Annotated in this window: 11 protein-coding genes and 1 pseudogene; 7 read left to right on the plus strand and 5 right to left on the minus strand. The window is 71.0% G+C overall.

What is annotated here, in order from left to right; all coding sequences use genetic code 11:
• The first annotated feature begins 113 nt into the window (after positions 1-113).
• Positions 114-2,372: a CDP-glycerol glycerophosphotransferase family protein gene (locus ACIQJT_RS08920; RefSeq protein ID WP_402641238.1), complete on the plus strand. Its 2,259-nt coding sequence runs from the start codon at positions 114-116 to the stop codon at positions 2,370-2,372.
• Positions 2,373-2,515: 143 nt separating this feature from the next.
• Here ACIQJT_RS08920 and galE read toward each other — a convergent pair whose 3' ends face one another.
• A complete protein-coding gene (gene galE, locus ACIQJT_RS08925; protein WP_402641241.1) occupies positions 2,516-3,496 on the minus strand; it encodes a UDP-glucose 4-epimerase GalE in 981 nt (326 codons plus the stop codon).
• Between the two features lie 122 nt (positions 3,497-3,618).
• The gene (locus tag ACIQJT_RS08930; protein ID WP_402641244.1) at positions 3,619-4,125 is read right to left on the minus strand and encodes a MarR family winged helix-turn-helix transcriptional regulator; all 507 of its coding nucleotides are present in this window, start codon (positions 4,123-4,125) and stop codon (positions 3,619-3,621) included.
• 122 nt (positions 4,126-4,247) lie between these two features.
• Here ACIQJT_RS08930 and ACIQJT_RS08935 point away from each other — a divergent pair, with 122 nt between their 5' ends.
• Positions 4,248-4,661 carry an organic hydroperoxide resistance protein gene (locus ACIQJT_RS08935; protein ID WP_125192855.1) on the plus strand — a complete coding sequence of 138 codons (414 nt, stop codon included), beginning with the start codon at positions 4,248-4,250 and terminating at the stop codon, positions 4,659-4,661.
• Positions 4,662-4,759: 98 nt separating this feature from the next.
• Here ACIQJT_RS08935 and ACIQJT_RS08940 read toward each other — a convergent pair whose 3' ends face one another.
• A complete protein-coding gene (locus ACIQJT_RS08940; protein WP_402641247.1) occupies positions 4,760-4,906 on the minus strand; it encodes a hypothetical protein in 147 nt (48 codons plus the stop codon).
• Positions 4,907-5,123: 217 nt separating this feature from the next.
• Between ACIQJT_RS08940 and ACIQJT_RS08945 the strand changes: the two are divergent.
• Both ACIQJT_RS08945 and ACIQJT_RS08950 read left to right on the plus strand, forming a co-directional pair.
• Positions 5,124-5,420: pseudogene (locus ACIQJT_RS08945) on the plus strand (cyclic nucleotide-binding domain-containing protein); the annotation flags it as partial.
• 170 nt (positions 5,421-5,590) lie between these two features.
• A complete protein-coding gene (locus ACIQJT_RS08950) occupies positions 5,591-5,842 on the plus strand; it encodes a helix-turn-helix domain-containing protein (protein WP_402641351.1) in 252 nt (83 codons plus the stop codon).
• 3 nt (positions 5,843-5,845) lie between these two features.
• Here the strand turns inward: ACIQJT_RS08950 and ACIQJT_RS08955 are convergent, their stop codons facing one another.
• A complete protein-coding gene (locus tag ACIQJT_RS08955) occupies positions 5,846-6,472 on the minus strand; it encodes a TetR/AcrR family transcriptional regulator (protein WP_053850341.1) in 627 nt (208 codons plus the stop codon).
• 290 nt (positions 6,473-6,762) lie between these two features.
• On the opposite strand from ACIQJT_RS08955, the gene ACIQJT_RS08960 reads away from it, so the two are divergent.
• Both ACIQJT_RS08960 and ACIQJT_RS08965 read left to right on the plus strand, forming a co-directional pair.
• On the plus strand, positions 6,763-7,680 hold the full coding sequence (locus ACIQJT_RS08960) for an ABC transporter permease (protein ID WP_365449616.1): 918 nt from the start codon (positions 6,763-6,765) through the stop codon (positions 7,678-7,680).
• Entirely contained in the window at positions 7,673-8,494 is an 822-nt protein-coding gene (locus ACIQJT_RS08965; RefSeq protein WP_365449614.1) for an ABC transporter ATP-binding protein, read from the plus strand. Before ACIQJT_RS08960 ends, ACIQJT_RS08965 begins: the two co-directional genes overlap by 8 nt.
• Before the next feature lie 107 nt (positions 8,495-8,601).
• Here the strand turns inward: ACIQJT_RS08965 and ACIQJT_RS08970 are convergent, their stop codons facing one another.
• Positions 8,602-13,554, minus strand: coding sequence for an NAD-glutamate dehydrogenase (locus tag ACIQJT_RS08970; RefSeq protein ID WP_365449612.1), 4,953 nt, complete (start codon positions 13,552-13,554; stop codon positions 8,602-8,604).
• Positions 13,555-14,069: 515 nt separating this feature from the next.
• Here ACIQJT_RS08970 and ACIQJT_RS08975 point away from each other — a divergent pair.
• Complete coding sequence (locus ACIQJT_RS08975; RefSeq protein WP_402641253.1) at positions 14,070-14,636, plus strand: DJ-1/PfpI family protein; 567 nt, start codon at positions 14,070-14,072, stop codon at positions 14,634-14,636.
• Positions 14,637-14,672: the final 36 nt, after the last annotated feature.

A 14,672-nucleotide genomic window follows, 5' to 3' on the forward strand; every position in this document is an offset into this window, starting at 1 on the left:
GGGCCGGAGACGGTCCGCCCCTTCGCGTTCGCCCGAATGCCGTACGGACCGTAACCCCGGGCCGCGCTGGGGCGTTCCCGGGCAGAACTCCCGCGCCGACCCTTGGATGTGCCGTGCCCAGGTTCAGTGTCATCGTCCCCGCGTACGAGGTTCAGGCCCACCTGCAAGCGTGCCTGGAATCGGTGCTGTCGCAGTCGTACGAGGATCTGGAGCTGATCGCGGTCGACGACCGCTCGCCGGACGCGTGCGGGGAGATCATCGACGAGTTCGCGGCCCGCGATCCCCGGGTCCGGGCGGTCCACCTGACACGGCACTCGGGACTCGGCCCCGCCCGCAACGCCGGGACGGCCGAGGCCACGGGCGACTACCTGCTGTTCCTGGACGGCGGCGACACGCTCACCCCGCACGCGCTGCGGGCCGTCGCCGACCGGCTGAAGGAGACGGGCGAGCCGGACGTCCTGGTCCACGACCACGCGCTCGTCGACCGGTCGGGCGAGCAGGTCCGCGAGACCTCCGCGGGCCGGCTCACCGAGCGCGGCCCGGCGCCGTTCCGCCTGGAGGACCGCCCGGGGTTGCTGCGGGTGCCGCCGGTGGCCTGGAACAAGGCGTACCGCAGGGAGTTCGTCGAGCGCGGGGGCTTCGCGTTCCCGCCCGGCCGGCACGCCGACCTGCCCTGGACCTACCCGGTCCTGATGGCCGCCGAGTCGATCGCCACCCTGGACCGGGTCTGCGTCCACCACCGGCGGCATCGCAGGAGCGAACTCCCGGAGGCGACGGGGCACTTCGACCTGTTCGAGCAGTACGACAGGGTCTTCGCGCACCTCACCGCGCGCCCCGAACTCGCCTGCTGGCGCCCGGTGTTGTTCCGTCGCATGGTGGACGACCTGTGGGCGGTGTTCACCGGGCCCGGCCGTCTGCCGCGCGGCGCCCGGGCCGAGTTCCTGCGGCGCGCCCGTGCCCACCACCGCGCCCACCGCACCCCGGGCCACCCGGCCCCGGTGCGCTCCCGGCTGCGCCACACCGTGATCCGCCTCGGCCTGTACCGCACCCACCGGCTCACGGAACTGGCCCGGAGCCTGGGCCGCCGGACCGCCCGCCCGGCCGCACGCCTCGCCCGGTCCCTGCGCACGGCGGCCCTCCGCCTCCACTACCGCGTCCAGCGCTGCCTCCCCCTGCGCGCGGACCGTGCCGTCTTCGCCGCGTACGGGGGCCGCGGCCACGGCTGCAACCCGGGCGCCCTGGAGGAGGCGTTCCGCACCTTCGCCCCGCACATCCGCACCGCGTGGGTCGCCCGCCCCGAGCACCACCACACCATCCCGACCGCCACCCGCAGGCTGCGCCCCGGCACGGCCGCCCACTGGACGGCACTGGCCCGCTCCAAGTACCTCGTCGACAACACCGGCTTCGACCACCGCCTGGTCAAGCGCCCCGGCCAGGTCCTCCTCCAGACCCAACACGGCACGCCCCTCAAGCACATGGGCCTGGACCTGCGGGAACGCCCCGCCGCCGCGGGTCAAACGGACTTCGAGGCGATGCTGCACGGCGTCGACCAGTGGGACTACCTCCTGTCCCCCAACCGCCACACCACCCTCACCTGGGAGCGGGTCTACCCCGGCCGCTACACCACGCTCCCCTACGGCTACCCCCGCAACGACGTGTTCCAGCGGGCGACTTCGGAGGACGTGCGGAGGCTGCGCGAGTCCCTCGGCATCCCCGAGGGCTCGGTGGCGATCCTGTACGCGCCCACCCACCGCGACTACCGCCGCACCCAGCACACCCCCCTCGACCTGGACCGCGTGCTGCGCCGCCTGGGCCCCCGCTTCGTCGTGCTGGCCCGCGCCCACCACCGGCACGGCGGCCCGCTCGTCCCGCACCCGACGGGCCGGATCGTCGACGTCACCGGCCACCCGAGCGTGGAGTCCCTCTGCCTCGCCTCGGACGCCCTGGTCACCGACTACTCGTCCCTGATGTTCGACTACGCCAACCTGGACCGCCCCATCGTGATCCACGCCGACGACCGCGAGGCGTACGAGGCGGCCCGCGGCACCTACTTCGACCTGCGGTCCTTCGCACCCGGAGCGGTCGCGCGCAGCGAGGACGAACTGATCGACATCTTCGCCACCGGCCACTGGCGCGGCTCCCGCTCCGCCCAACTGCGCGCGGCGTTCCGCGAGCGCTTCTGCCCGTACGACGACGGCCGCGCCGCCGAGCGGGTCGTACGCCGTGTCGTCCTGGGCGAGACCGAGTTGCCGGAGGTGGTCCCGCTCGCGGAGCGGCACCCGGTGCCGTCGGCCGCGGCGGCGCTCGACCGGACCCCGCTGGCCACCGTGCCCCGGCCGGCAACGGACACGCCCGTCGCCGAGACCCGCTAGGAGGGGCCGATGCCGTCCAGCGCCTCCCATCCCACACCGACCCGCCCGTCCACCTGGCGCCCGGTCGGGCGGCCGGGACGCCGGCCGCGCCGGTAGGCCCTGTCGTCGAACTCCCGCCTGCCCGCTGCACTTCGACGAGGGACCTAACCCCTGACCGCCTCCGGGTGCAGCCGCACCCAGCCCTCCCACGCCGACGTGATCATGTCCTGGACGTCGCGCTTGGCCCGCCAGCCGAGCTCCGAGGCCGCCAGATCGGCGGAGGCGACGACCCGGGCCGGATCGCCGGGGCGGCGGGCGACGACCGTCGGGGGGCGGTCGTAGCCGGTGAGGGCGTTGATGTGGTCGATCATCTCGCGGACGGAGACGCCCTCGCCGCGGCCGATGTTGACGGTGAGGTCACGGCCCGGGGCCGACTGGAGGGCGCGGGCCGCGGCCACGTGCGCCTCGGCCAGGTCGACGACGTGGATGTAGTCACGGACGCAGGTGCCGTCGGGGGTGTCGTAGTCGTCGCCGAAGACGCGCGGGGCGGCGTTCTCCGTGAGCTTCTCGAAGACCATCGGGACGATGTTGAAGACACCCGTGTCGGCCAGTTCGGGGCTCGCCGCTCCCGCCACGTTGAAGTAGCGCAGGCAGGCGGTGGACAGGCCGGTCGCCCGGCCCGTGGCGCGGACCAGCCACTCCCCGGCCAGCTTGGTCTCGCCGTACGGGGACATCGGCGCGCACGGGGTCCGCTCGGTCACCAGCGGAACGTCCGGCATGCCGTACACCGCCGCCGAGGACGAGAAGACGAAGGAGGGGACCCCCGCCGCCGTCACCGCCTCCAGAAGGACGCGCAGGCCCTCGACGTTCTCCCGGTAGTAGTGCAGCGGCAGCTCCACCGACTCGCCGACCTGCTTCTTCGCCGCGAGGTGCACCACACCGGTGACCTCGTGGTCCGCCAGGGTGTGCGCGACCCGCTCGGCGTCCAGCGTGGAACCCGTCACCAGCGGCACAGCGGCCGGCACGCGCTCGGCGACGCCGGTGGACAGGTCGTCGTACACGACCGCCTGCTCGCCCGCCTCGGTCAGCGCCCGCACGACGTGCGCCCCGATGTAACCGGCACCGCCGGTGATCAGCCAGGTCATCTACGGCCGTCCCCTCTTCGGTTGACCCGTGTCCGCGTATCAGTGAACCAGGGCGCCCCGGTCGTCACCGTGCGCGCGACGGGGGCACGTGCGGTGCCGGGCCGGCCGGCGCGCCGGTCACGTCAGTCCTCGTCGGGCAGCTCGGCGTGCACCGCCGCGTCCAGGGCCGAGGTGAGCTGGTCGAGGCGGGCCCGCAGGTCGCTGATCTCGTCCACGTCGAAGCCGGTCGCCGAGACGATCCGGCGGGGCACCTGCTCCGCGCGCTCACGCAGGGCGACGCCCTCCTCGGTGAGCCGCACCTCCACCGAACGCTCGTCGCGGGTGCTGCGTTCGCGGCGGACGAGGCCGGCCGCCTCCAGTCGCTTGAGAAGCGGGGAGAGGGTGCCCGAGTCGAGCCGCAGGTGCTCGCCGAGCTTCTTGACGGGCAGATCGCCGTGCTCCCACAGCACCAGCATCACCAGGTACTGCGGGTACGTGATCCCCAGGTCCTTGAGGATCACGCGGTAGAGGCCGCCGAAGGCGCGGGAGGCCGCGTTCAGGGAGAAGCAGATCTGCTGGTCCAGGCGGAGCCAGTCGGTGGCGGCCGGGGTCGCGGCGGGAGCGCTTGCCGTGGTCGGGGGCGTGTCCATGGCTCCAGGATAGCTCTTGCGAGCCATTTAGTTGTGCGCAATTGAATTGTGTGCTCTACTTATGGCCGTGAGGCGGCCCCGGAAGAGCCGCCGGAACACGACTTCGAGAGGGACGGTTTCCCATGGACGCGCTCTACACCGCTGTCGCCACCGCCACCCACGGCCGGGACGGCCGCGCCTACACGAACGACGGCAAGATCGACGTCGCTCTGGCCCCGCCGGTGGAACTGGGCGGCAACGGACAGGGCACCAACCCCGAGCAGCTCTTCGCCGCCGGTTACGCCGCCTGCTTCGGCAGCGCCCTCGGCCTCGTCGGCCGCCAGGCCAAGGTGGACGTCAGCGACGCCGCCGTCACCGCCGAGGTCGGCATAGGCAAGCAGGGCGAGGGCTTCGGCCTCAAGGTCGCCCTCCGCGTCGAACTCCCCGACACCGTGGACGCGGAGACCGGCCGCAAGCTGGTCGAGCAGGCCCACCAGGTCTGCCCCTACTCCAACGCCACCCGCGGCAACATCGAGGTCGACCTGGTCATCGAGTAGGGCCGGTGAGGGGTGGGGGCGGGGGTGCGGGGTGTCGAAGGCAGGGCGCGCGGGACGCGTCCCGGAGGTCCGGGCGGGCCTGCGGGGCACGGCTCACCTCAGCCCCCGACGACCGGCACCCACTCCCGGATCGCCCGCACCTCGACCCCCGGAGTGGAGCGGTAGTACGGATCAGCCTCCAGCAGCTCCTCCAACTCCGCCCGCTCCACCGCGAACAGCAGCATCGCCCCCGGTCGTCCGCCCACGGCCCCGCGGCGAACAGCTTCCCCTCCGCGTGCAGACGGCCGAGCACCGCACGGTGAGCGGGCCGGGCGGCGAGGCGTTCCGGCGCGGAGGTGAAGGCGAGATCCACGACCAGCACAAGGTCCCCTTCCCAGGACGACAATCCGACGCGACGATGCTGGGCTCAGCCCGCCGCGCCCGTCTGTATCAGCCGATACAGCGAGGGAAGGAGCAGCCGCCGTGCCCACCTCCGACTGGCGGCGACTGCAGGACGTCCCGCTGTTCGCCGCCCTCCCCGAGCCCGACCTGCGCCACCTGTGGGACACCTCGGTCCCCCGCCGCTACGGCCCCGGCGAGATCCTGCGCCACCAGGGCGCCCCCGCCGACCACCTGCTCGTCCTGCTCGACGGCACCGCCTCCGCGTCCGCCACGACCGCCGCCGGACGCGTCCTGCGGTTCGGCACCTGGTCCGGGCCCTGCGCCCTCGACAAGGTCGCCCTGCTCGACCGAGCCGGCCACACGGCCACCTTCACCGCACTCACCCCCTGCGCCGTACGGGCCCTCCCCCGCACCCGCTTCACGACCCTGCTCGACGACTCCACGGCCGTCCGCGCCCACGTCCTGCGGCTCCTCGCCGCGCAGGCACGCGCCCAGCAGGAACGGCTCACCGACACGGCCACCCTGCCCTGCGAGGCCCGCCTCGCGTCCTGGCTCCTCGACGAACTGAGCCGGCACGGCACCGACAGCCGCGCCCCCTCCCCGGCGGTCAGCGCGCACTCGCCGACCTCCTCGGAGTCACCCGCGTCACGGTCAACCGCGCACTGTCCCGGCTCCGGCGGGACGGACTGATCGGGCCCACGGAAAGCGGCGGCAACGGCACGGGCGACAGCCGGATCCAGGTGCTCGCCCCGGAACTCCTCGCCCTGCGCGCGGCACCGGACGCCGGGCCCGGCCGCTGAGGCTCAGAGCGCCTTCAACGCCTCCGTCGTCGCCCGCGCCAACGCCGCCAGATAGCCCTTCGGCAGCTTCGGGCTGCGGATCACGACCGAACGCCAGTACAGGGGGCCGGAGATCAGATCCAGGGCCAGTTCGTCGTTGAGGCCCGCGCGGAGCTCCCCGCGCTGCTCCGCCGCCGAGATGATCTTGCTGGCGACGCCCTCCTGACCCTTCTGCAACGCGTTCTGCAACGCCTCGGCGATCTCGGGATTACGGGCCGCCTCCGCCTGGAGATCCGGAATGATCTGCGAGGCCACCGGATGCCGCAGCGCCCGCGACGTCACCTCGTACAGCATCCGCAGGTCATCCTCCAGCGAACCCGTCTCCGGCACCGGCAGACCCATCACCGCGATCTCCGACACGACGTCCAGCACCAGGTGCAGCTTCGAACGCCACCGGCGGTACACCGCGGTCTTCCCGACACCCGCGCGACGCGCGATGCCCTCGATCGACATCCGCGCATAACCGACGGCCGCGAGCTCCTCGAACACGGCCGCCCGGATCGCGTCGGTCACGTCCTCACGGAGTACGGCGGCTCCTGCCGGGGCACGGCGGCGCGTACGGGTCTGCGGCGCGTCGGCGTTGGTCGTCATGCGGACAGCATAGGGCGTAGCGACGAAACGGTTACGTTCCGACGCGAGGCGGCACGACGAAACGGTTTCGTCCCTACGTGGCGCGGCACGACGAAACGGTTTCGTCCCGACGTCGCGCGTGACGACGAAACGGTTGCGTTCCGACGCACTCTCGCCGTACGCTCGCGTTGCGACGATACGGTCCCGTCCCGACGTAAGAAAACGTGAAGAGTCTCGTAAGGAAACGCCGGATGACGGGCGTGCCGGCCGCACATGTGCACCACCCCCACCCCCGAGCGAAAGCAACGGATGTGAGCCAGGTCCTCGACACCCCGCCCCCGACAGCGCCCCGAGCCGACGAAGACCTCTCGGCCCTGGCCGCCCGGCACGGCCTCGCGGTCAGCGGCGCCCGTCCCTCCCTGCCCGACTACGTCCGTCAGCTCTGGGCGCGGCGTCATTTCATCACCGCGTTCTCGACCGCCAAGCTCACCGCGCAGTACAGCCAGGCCAAGCTCGGCCAGGTCTGGCAGGTGATGACCCCGCTGTTGAACGCGGCGGTCTACTACTTCATCTTCGGTGTGCTGCTGGGCACCAAGAGGAACGTGCCGGACTATGTGCCGTTCCTGGTGACGGGTGTGTTCATCTGGACGTTCACCCAGAGCTCGATCATGGCGGGCACCCGGGCGATCTCCGGCAACCTCGGTCTGGTGCGCGCGCTGCACTTCCCGCGGGCCGCGCTGCCGATCTCGTTCGCGCTCCAGCAGTTGCAGCAGCTGCTGTTCTCGATGGCCGCCCTGGTCGTGATCCTGCTCTGCTTCGGTGTCCCGGTCGCGGCGTCCTGGCTGCTGGCGGTTCCGGCGCTGGTGCTCCAGTCCACGTTCAACGCGGGCGTCTCGATGATCGTGGCGCGGATGGGCGCCAAGACACCGGACATCGCGCAGCTCATGCCGTTCGTCCTGCGCACCTGGATGTACGTCTCCGGGGTGATGTGGAGCATCGACAAGCTGGCCAAGGGCCACCACGACTGGCCGTCCTGGGTGGTCCCGGTCCTCCAGGCCAACCCGGCCGCCGTCTACATCGACCTGATGCGCTACGCCCTGATCGACAGCTTCCACGCGAGCCAGTTGCCGCACCACGTGTGGGCGATCGCCGTGGGCTGGGCGCTGCTCGCCGGCGTCGGGGGCTTCATCTACTTCTGGAAGGCTGAGGAGACGTACGGCCGTGGCTGACATCGAGACCGACAAGATCCCGACCGTCGTCGTCGACGGCGTCGACATCGTCTACCGCGTCAACGGCACCGGCGCGGGCAAGGGTTCGGCCACCGCCGCCCTGAACCGCATGCTGCGCAGGGGCCAGGCCGAGAAGGCGGCGGGCGTGCGCAGGGTGCACGCCGTCAGGAACGTGTCGTTCGTCGCCTACAAGGGCGAGGCGATCGGCCTGATCGGCACCAACGGTTCGGGCAAGTCGACCCTGCTCAAGGCGGTTGCGGGCCTGCTCCCGGTGGAGAACGGCCGTATCTACACCGACGGTCAGCCCTCGCTGCTCGGCGTCAACGCGGCCCTGATGAACGATCTGACTGGGGAGCGCAACGTCCACCTCGGCGGCCTCGCCATGGGCATGTCCCGCGAGCAGGTCAGGGACCGCTACCAGGAGATCGTCGACTTCTCCGGCATCAACGAGAAGGGCGACTTCATCACCCTCCCGATGCGCACCTACTCCTCGGGCATGGCGGCCCGGCTTCGGTTCTCCATCGCCGCCGCCAAGGACCACGACGTCCTCCTGATCGACGAGGCCCTCGCCACCGGCGACCGCTCGTTCCAGAAGCGCTCCGAGGCCCGCATCCGCGAGCTCCGCAAGCACGCGGGCACGGTGTTCCTGGTCAGCCACAGCAACAAGTCGATCCGCGACACCTGCGACCGGGTGCTGTGGCTGGAGCGCGGCGAGCTGCGCATGGACGGCCCCACCGACGAGGTCCTGGCGGCCTACGAGGACTTCACGGGCGGTCCGGACAAGGCGAAGGCCCGGCAGAAGGCCGCCGCCTGACAGCACAGCTCCACCCACAGCTCCTGCAGCACGACGGCGAGGGCGCCCGGGACCGTGAAGTCCCGGGCGCCCTCATGGTCGTAGGCCCGGCGAAGGGGCCGTAGGCCTCAGGAGTGCTGCCGCAGCAGTGTCCTCATCGTGCGCATGGCCACCGACAGGTTGGCCAGGTCGAACGCGTCCGAGCTCTGGATCTCCTCCAGGGTGGTGCGGGCCCGGCCGAGGATCGGGGCGTTCTTCTCCTCCCAGGCCTTGAAGCGCTGCTCGGGCGTGGACGTGCCGTTGCCCACCGCCAGGACGTCGGCCGTCAGCGCCGAGTGGGCCGCGTACAGGTCCTCGCGGATGGAGGCGCGGGCCATGGACTGCCAGCGGTCGGCGCGGGGGAGTTCGATGATGCGGTCCATGAGCTGGGTGATGTGGAGCCGGTCGGCGAGGTCGTAGTACACCTCGGCGACGTCCATCGGGTCCTTGCCCATGCGGTCGGCCACCGAGACGATGTCCAGTGTCGGGAAGGCCGAGGAGAATCCGGCCACGCGCGTGGCGAGTTCGTCCGGGACGCCGGAGCCGCTCAGCTCGTCGTAGATCTTCTGGTACCACTCCAGGTCGGCGCCCCGCAGCAGCTTCGGGAGCTGCGACCACACCTGTTCGACGCGGTCGCCGAAGAACTCGACGGTCTCGGCGAGCTGGAGCGGCTGCGGCCGGTTGTTGAGCAGCCAGCGTGTGCCGCGTTCGACGAGGCGGCGCGAGTGCAGGCGGATACGGGTCAGTACGGCGGCCTCGACCTTGTTGTCGAGTGCCTCGACTCCGTCCCACACCACGCCCGAGCGGAAGATCGCGCGGGCCACCGTCTGCGCCCGGACGATCTCCTCCAGCGACGCGCCGGTCTCCTCGCGCAGGCGGTGCAGGTAGGTCGTGCCGCCGGTGTTGACCGTGTCGTTGACCAGGACGGTCGTGGTGATCTCGCGGTGGAGCGGGTGGTTGTCGATGTGCTCGGGGAACTGCTCCCGCAGCGCCTTCGGGAAGTACGTGTGCAGCAGACCGTGCAGGTACGGGTCGTCAGGGAGCGACGTGTGCAGCAGTTCCTCGGCGACCGTGATCTTCGTGTACGCCAGCAGGACGGCCGTCTCCGGGCTGGTCAGCCCCTGTGCCGCGCCGAGCCGTTCGCGGATCTGGCGGTCGGTGGGCAGGAACTCCAGGGCCCGGTCGAGGTGGCCCTCGCGCACCAGGTGGCGCATGAAGCGCTGCTGGGCGTGGAGCATGTCCTTGGACTGGGCGAGCGCGTTGGCGATCGCGGTGTTCTGCGCGTAGTTGTTGCGCAGGACCAGGCGGCCGACCTCGTCGGTCATCTCGGCGAGCAGCTTGTTGCGCTGCTTGACGGTCATGTCGCCCTCGGCGACCAGGCCGTTGAGCAGGATCTTGATGTTCACCTCGTGGTCGGAGGTGTCCACGCCCGCGCTGTTGTCGATGGCGTCGGTGTTGATCTTGCCGCCGTGCAGCGCGAACTCGATCCGGCCGAGCTGGGTCAGGCCCAGGTTGCCGCCCTCGCCGACGACCCGCACGCGCAGGTCGGCGCCGTCGACGCGGATCGGGTCGTTGGCCTTGTCGCCGACGTCCGCGTGGGTCTCGGTGGACGCCTTCACGTAGGTGCCGATGCCGCCGTTCCACAGCAGGTCCACCGGCGCCTTGAGGATGGCCTTCATCAGGTCGGCCGGGGTCATCTTGGTGACCTTGTCCTCGATGCCGAGGGCCTCGCGGACGTGGGCGTTGACGGGGATCGACTTGGCGGTACGGGGGAAGACGCCGCCGCCTGTGGAGATCAGCTCGGTGTTGTAGTCGGCCCAGCTGGAGCGCGGGAGCTCGAAGATGCGGCGGCGCTCGGCGTAGGAGGCGGCCGCGTCCGGCTTCGGGTCGATGAAGATGTGCCGGTGGTCGAAGGCGGCGACCAGACGGATGTGTTCGCTGAGCAGCATGCCGTTGCCGAACACGTCACCGGACATGTCGCCGATGCCGACGACGGTGAAGTCCTCGGACTGGGTGTCGAGGTCCAGTTCGCGGAAGTGCCGTTTGACGGACTCCCAGGCGCCGCGGGCGGTGATGCCCATGCCCTTGTGGTCGTAACCGGCCGAGCCGCCGGAGGCGAAGGCGTCGCCGAGCCAGAAGTTGTACTGCTCGGCGACCCCGTTGGCGATGTCCGAGAAGGTCGCGGTGCCCTTGTCGGCGGCGACGACGAGGTAGGTGTCGTCCTCGTCGTGCCGGACGACGTCCGCCGGGGGCACGACCTCGCCGGCCACCATGTTGTCGGTGATGTCGAGCAGCGCCGAGATGAAGGTCTTGTAGCTGGCGATGCCCTCGGCCATCCACGCGTCCCGGTCGACGGACGGGTCGGGGAGTTGCTTGGCGACGAAGCCGCCCTTGGCGCCGACCGGCACGATGACGGTGTTCTTCACCATCTGCGCCTTGACCAGGCCGAGGATCTCGGTGCGGAAGTCCTCACGCCGGTCGGACCAGCGCAGTCCGCCGCGCGCGACCTTGCCGAAGCGCAGGTGCACGCCCTCGACGCGCGGCGAGTAGACCCAGATCTCGAAGGCCGGGCGCGGGGCCGGGAGGTCGGGGATGGCCTGCGGGTCGAACTTCATGGAGACGTAGTCGTGCGGCTTGCCGCCCGTGGCCTCCTGGAAGAAGTTGGTGCGCAGGGTCGCCTTGATGACGGTGAGGAAGGAGCGCAGGATCCTGTCCTCGTCCAGCGAGGCGACCTGGTCGAGCGCGGCGTCGAGCTCCTCCAGGAGGGCGTCCACGAGTTCGTGGCCGGCGCGCTGGCGGTCCGGCGACATCCGCGCCTCGAACAGGGAGACGAGCAGCCGGGTGGTGTGGACGTTGTTGCGGAGGGTGTCCTCCATGTAGTCCTGGCTGAACGTGGAGCCGGCCTGGCGGAGGTACTTGGCGTACGCCCGCAGCACCATCGCCTGACGCCAGTTCAGGCCGGCGCTCAGCACCAGGGCGTTGAATCCGTCGTTCTCCGCCTTGCCGGTCCAGGTGGCGGCGAAGGCCTCCTGGAAGCGCTCGCGGCCGTCGTCGCCGAGGTAGTCGCCCGAGCCGTTCTGCGACTTGGGCATGCGCAGGCCGAAGTCGTAGATCCAGGCGATGCTTCGGTCGGAGCAGCGCAGTTCGTAGGGCCGCTCGTCCATGACCTCGACGCCGAGCCGGTTGAGGACCGGCAGGACGGCGGACAGGGAGATGGCGTCGCCCTTGCGGTAGATCTTGAAGCGGCGCTCCTCGGGGGCGGCGCCCACCGGCTCGTACAGGCTGAGCGCGAAGTCGTTCTCCTCGCCGAGCCGCTCCAGCTGGACCAGGTCGGCGACGGCGGAGCGGGGGCTGTGGTCGGCCTTGTAGCCCTCGGGGAAGGCGTTGCCGTAGCGGCGGGTCAGCTCGGCGGCGCGCTCCTCGCCGAGTTCGGCGTTGAGCGCCTCGGCGAAGCCGTCGGCCCAGGAGCGGGCGGCCTCGACGAGGCGGGCCTCGATGCGCTCCTTGTCGCTGTCGCTGAGCTGCGGCAGCTCGGTGCCCTGCGGGACGCGGACCACGAAGTGCAGCCGGGACAGGATCGACTCGGTGTTCCAGGCGGTGAAGTCGACGCTGATGCCGCCGAGTTCCTCCTTCAGGATGTCGATGATCCGGAGGCGGACGCCGGTGGTGTAGCGGTCGCGGGGCAGGTAGACGAGGGCCGAGTAGTAGCGGCCGTACTCGTCCTGGCGCAGGTAGAGGCGCAGCCGCCGCCGCTCCTGGAGGTAGAGGACGGAGGTGGCGATGGACTCCAGCTCGTCGGCCGGGGTCTGGAACAGCTCGTCGCGCGGGTAGGTCTCCAGGATCTGGAGCAGGTCGCGGCCGTCGTGGCTGTTGGGCGAGAATCCGGCCCTTTCGAGCACCTCGTCCACCTTGCGCCGAATGACCGGAACCCGGCGTACGGATTCGGTGTAGGCGGCGGAGGAGAACAGTCCGAGGAAGCGCCGCTCGCCGACGACGTTGCCGTCCGCGTCGAACTTCTTGACCCCGATGTAGTCGAGGTAGGACGGCCGGTGCACGGTGGCCCGGCTGTTGGCCTTGGTCAGAACGAGCAGCTTGTGCTCGCGTGCCTTCGCGCGCGCGTCGGCGGGCAGCCGCTCGAAGGACGGGCTGACCGGGTGGCCCTCCTCGCCGGCGTGGTGCGGGTCGGAGCGCAGGATGCCGAGGCCGGTGCCGGGCACGGCGGCGAGGGAGTCGTCCGGCCTGAGCTGGTACTCGCGGTAGCCGAGGAAGGTGAAGTGGTCGTCGGCCAGCCAGCGCAGCAGCTCGCGGGCCTCCTCGATCTCCATGTCGCGCAGATCGGTGGCGACGGGCTCGGCGGGCAGCTCCTCGGCCATCCGCAGGGCCGCGTCCCGCATCTTCTCCCAGTCCTCGACGGCCTCCCGGACGTCGGACAGGACGCGCAGCAGATCGGCGGTGATCTGCTTGAGGTCGCCGCGGTCGGTCTCACGGTCGATCTCGACGTGGATCCAGGACTCGGTGTGCGCGTCGTGCGGGAGGTCGGCGGCGGAGGGCGGGGCGGCGAGGATCTCGATCAGCTTGCCGGTGAGGTCGCGGCGGACGACGACCTGGGGGTGGATCACGACATGGATGCCGCGGCCCTGGCGGGTCAGCTCGTTGGTGACGGAGTCGACGAGGAAGGGCATGTCGTCGGTGACGACCTCGACGACCGAGTGGGTGCAGGTCCAGCCGTTCTCCTCCACCGTGGGGGTGTGCACCCGCACGTTGGCCGTGCCCTGCGGGCGGGCCTCGCCCAGCCGGAAGTGGGAGAGAGCGGCTCCGTAGATGTCGACCGGGTCGCGGTCGGCGAGGTCTTCGGGGGCCGTGTGCAGGTAGTAGCGCTGGAGGAACGCGAGGACGGTCTCGCTGTCCGGGGTGTCCGGGGTGCGGGGGGTCTCGTCGTCCGTCGTCCCAGTCGGTAGGTGCCCCCCGGCCGGGCTGTTCTCAGCTACCCGCGCGGCCCTCTCGAGCAGCTCGGCCTTGGCTTCGTCCAGCTTGGTCTGCATTGTCCTCTGACTCCTGTCGCGCGCCGTTGCGTGACGTAGAAGGAAGTACGGTCTCTTCCCCTGCGGCTCGACGCCACGGCCCGGGGTCTCCGGTCTGCTCCGACGCTATGCCGCAGGGTGAGATGAGCGGGGGTATATCGGCCATTCTCGACACGCCCGTCAGGTGTGACGCTGCTCTCTGCCGCGCCGGTGACGAGGGTGTGCTCGGCGTCATGAGGGCCCCTACGGCCCCGTCCCGCCCGCGAGGACCAGCGGCCGCCGCCCGGCCACGGAGGTGTTCCGTGCGCACCGGGCGCGGGGCGGGGGCCACAGCGCCCCCGCGAACTATCGCGCTGATCACGCCACCAAGGCTATCGCTCCCCACAGGGGGGCCGTCATGAGCCGTATGTGTACAAAACCGGGGGTGGAACTTTGACACTCTGCACAGTGCCGACGTCGCATCCAGGCCATGACCTTCTTCCCTCCTTTTCGCACACCCTCTTGGCAAGCACGCCCCGTCGGTGCACTTTGCCGACATGACCGCAAAAATCCTCATCGTCACCGGTGACGCCGCGGAGTCACTGGAGGTCCTGTACCCCTACCAGCGCCTGCGTGAGGAGGGCTACGACGTCCATGTCGCGGCCCCCGACCGCAAGCAGCTGCGCTTCGTCGTCCACGACTTCGAACCCGGCTTCGACACCTACACCGAGAAGCCCGGCTACACCTGGCCCGCCGACCTGGCCTTCGCCGAGGTCGACGCCGGCCAGTACGCCGCTCTCGTCATCCCCGGCGGCCGCGCCCCCGAGTACCTGCGCAACGACCCCGAGCTCCGCAAGATCCTCAAGTCGTTCTTCGACGCGGACAAGCCGGTCGCCCAGATCTGCCACGGCCCGCTGCTCACGGCCGCGGTCGACGGCCTCCGCGGCCGCCGTGTCACGGCCTATCCGGCCCTCGAACCCGACATGCAGTCCGCCGGCGCGGCCTACCAGGACACCGAGGTGGTGGTCGACGGCACCCTGGTCTCCTCCCGCGCCTGGCCGGATCACTCGGCCTGGATGCGGGAGTTCCTGAAGGTGCTCAGGGCGAAGGCACCGGTGAGCTAGCCGGCGCGGCGCCGGTACCTGCCGTACGCCGCCGTG

The organism is Streptomyces sp. NPDC091972 (assembly GCF_044756385.1).
Lineage (GTDB): Bacteria > Actinomycetota > Actinomycetes > Streptomycetales > Streptomycetaceae > Streptomyces.

Bases quoted from the DNA above. Each gene is read 5' to 3' on its own strand.
- galE (WP_402641241.1), bottom strand. From the start codon at position 3,496: ATGACCTGGCTGATCACCGGCGGTGCCGGTTACATCGGGGCGCACGTC.
- ACIQJT_RS08930 (WP_402641244.1), bottom strand. From the start codon at position 4,125: ATGGACACGCCCCCGACCACGGCAAGCGCTCCCGCCGCGACCCCGGCC.
- ACIQJT_RS08935 (WP_125192855.1), top strand. From the start codon at position 4,248: ATGGACGCGCTCTACACCGCTGTCGCCACCGCCACCCACGGCCGGGAC.
- ACIQJT_RS08955 (WP_053850341.1), bottom strand. From the start codon at position 6,472: ATGACGACCAACGCCGACGCGCCGCAGACCCGTACGCGCCGCCGTGCC.
- ACIQJT_RS08970 (WP_365449612.1), bottom strand. From the start codon at position 13,554: ATGCAGACCAAGCTGGACGAAGCCAAGGCCGAGCTGCTCGAGAGGGCC.
- ACIQJT_RS08975 (WP_402641253.1), top strand. From the start codon at position 14,070: ATGACCGCAAAAATCCTCATCGTCACCGGTGACGCCGCGGAGTCACTG.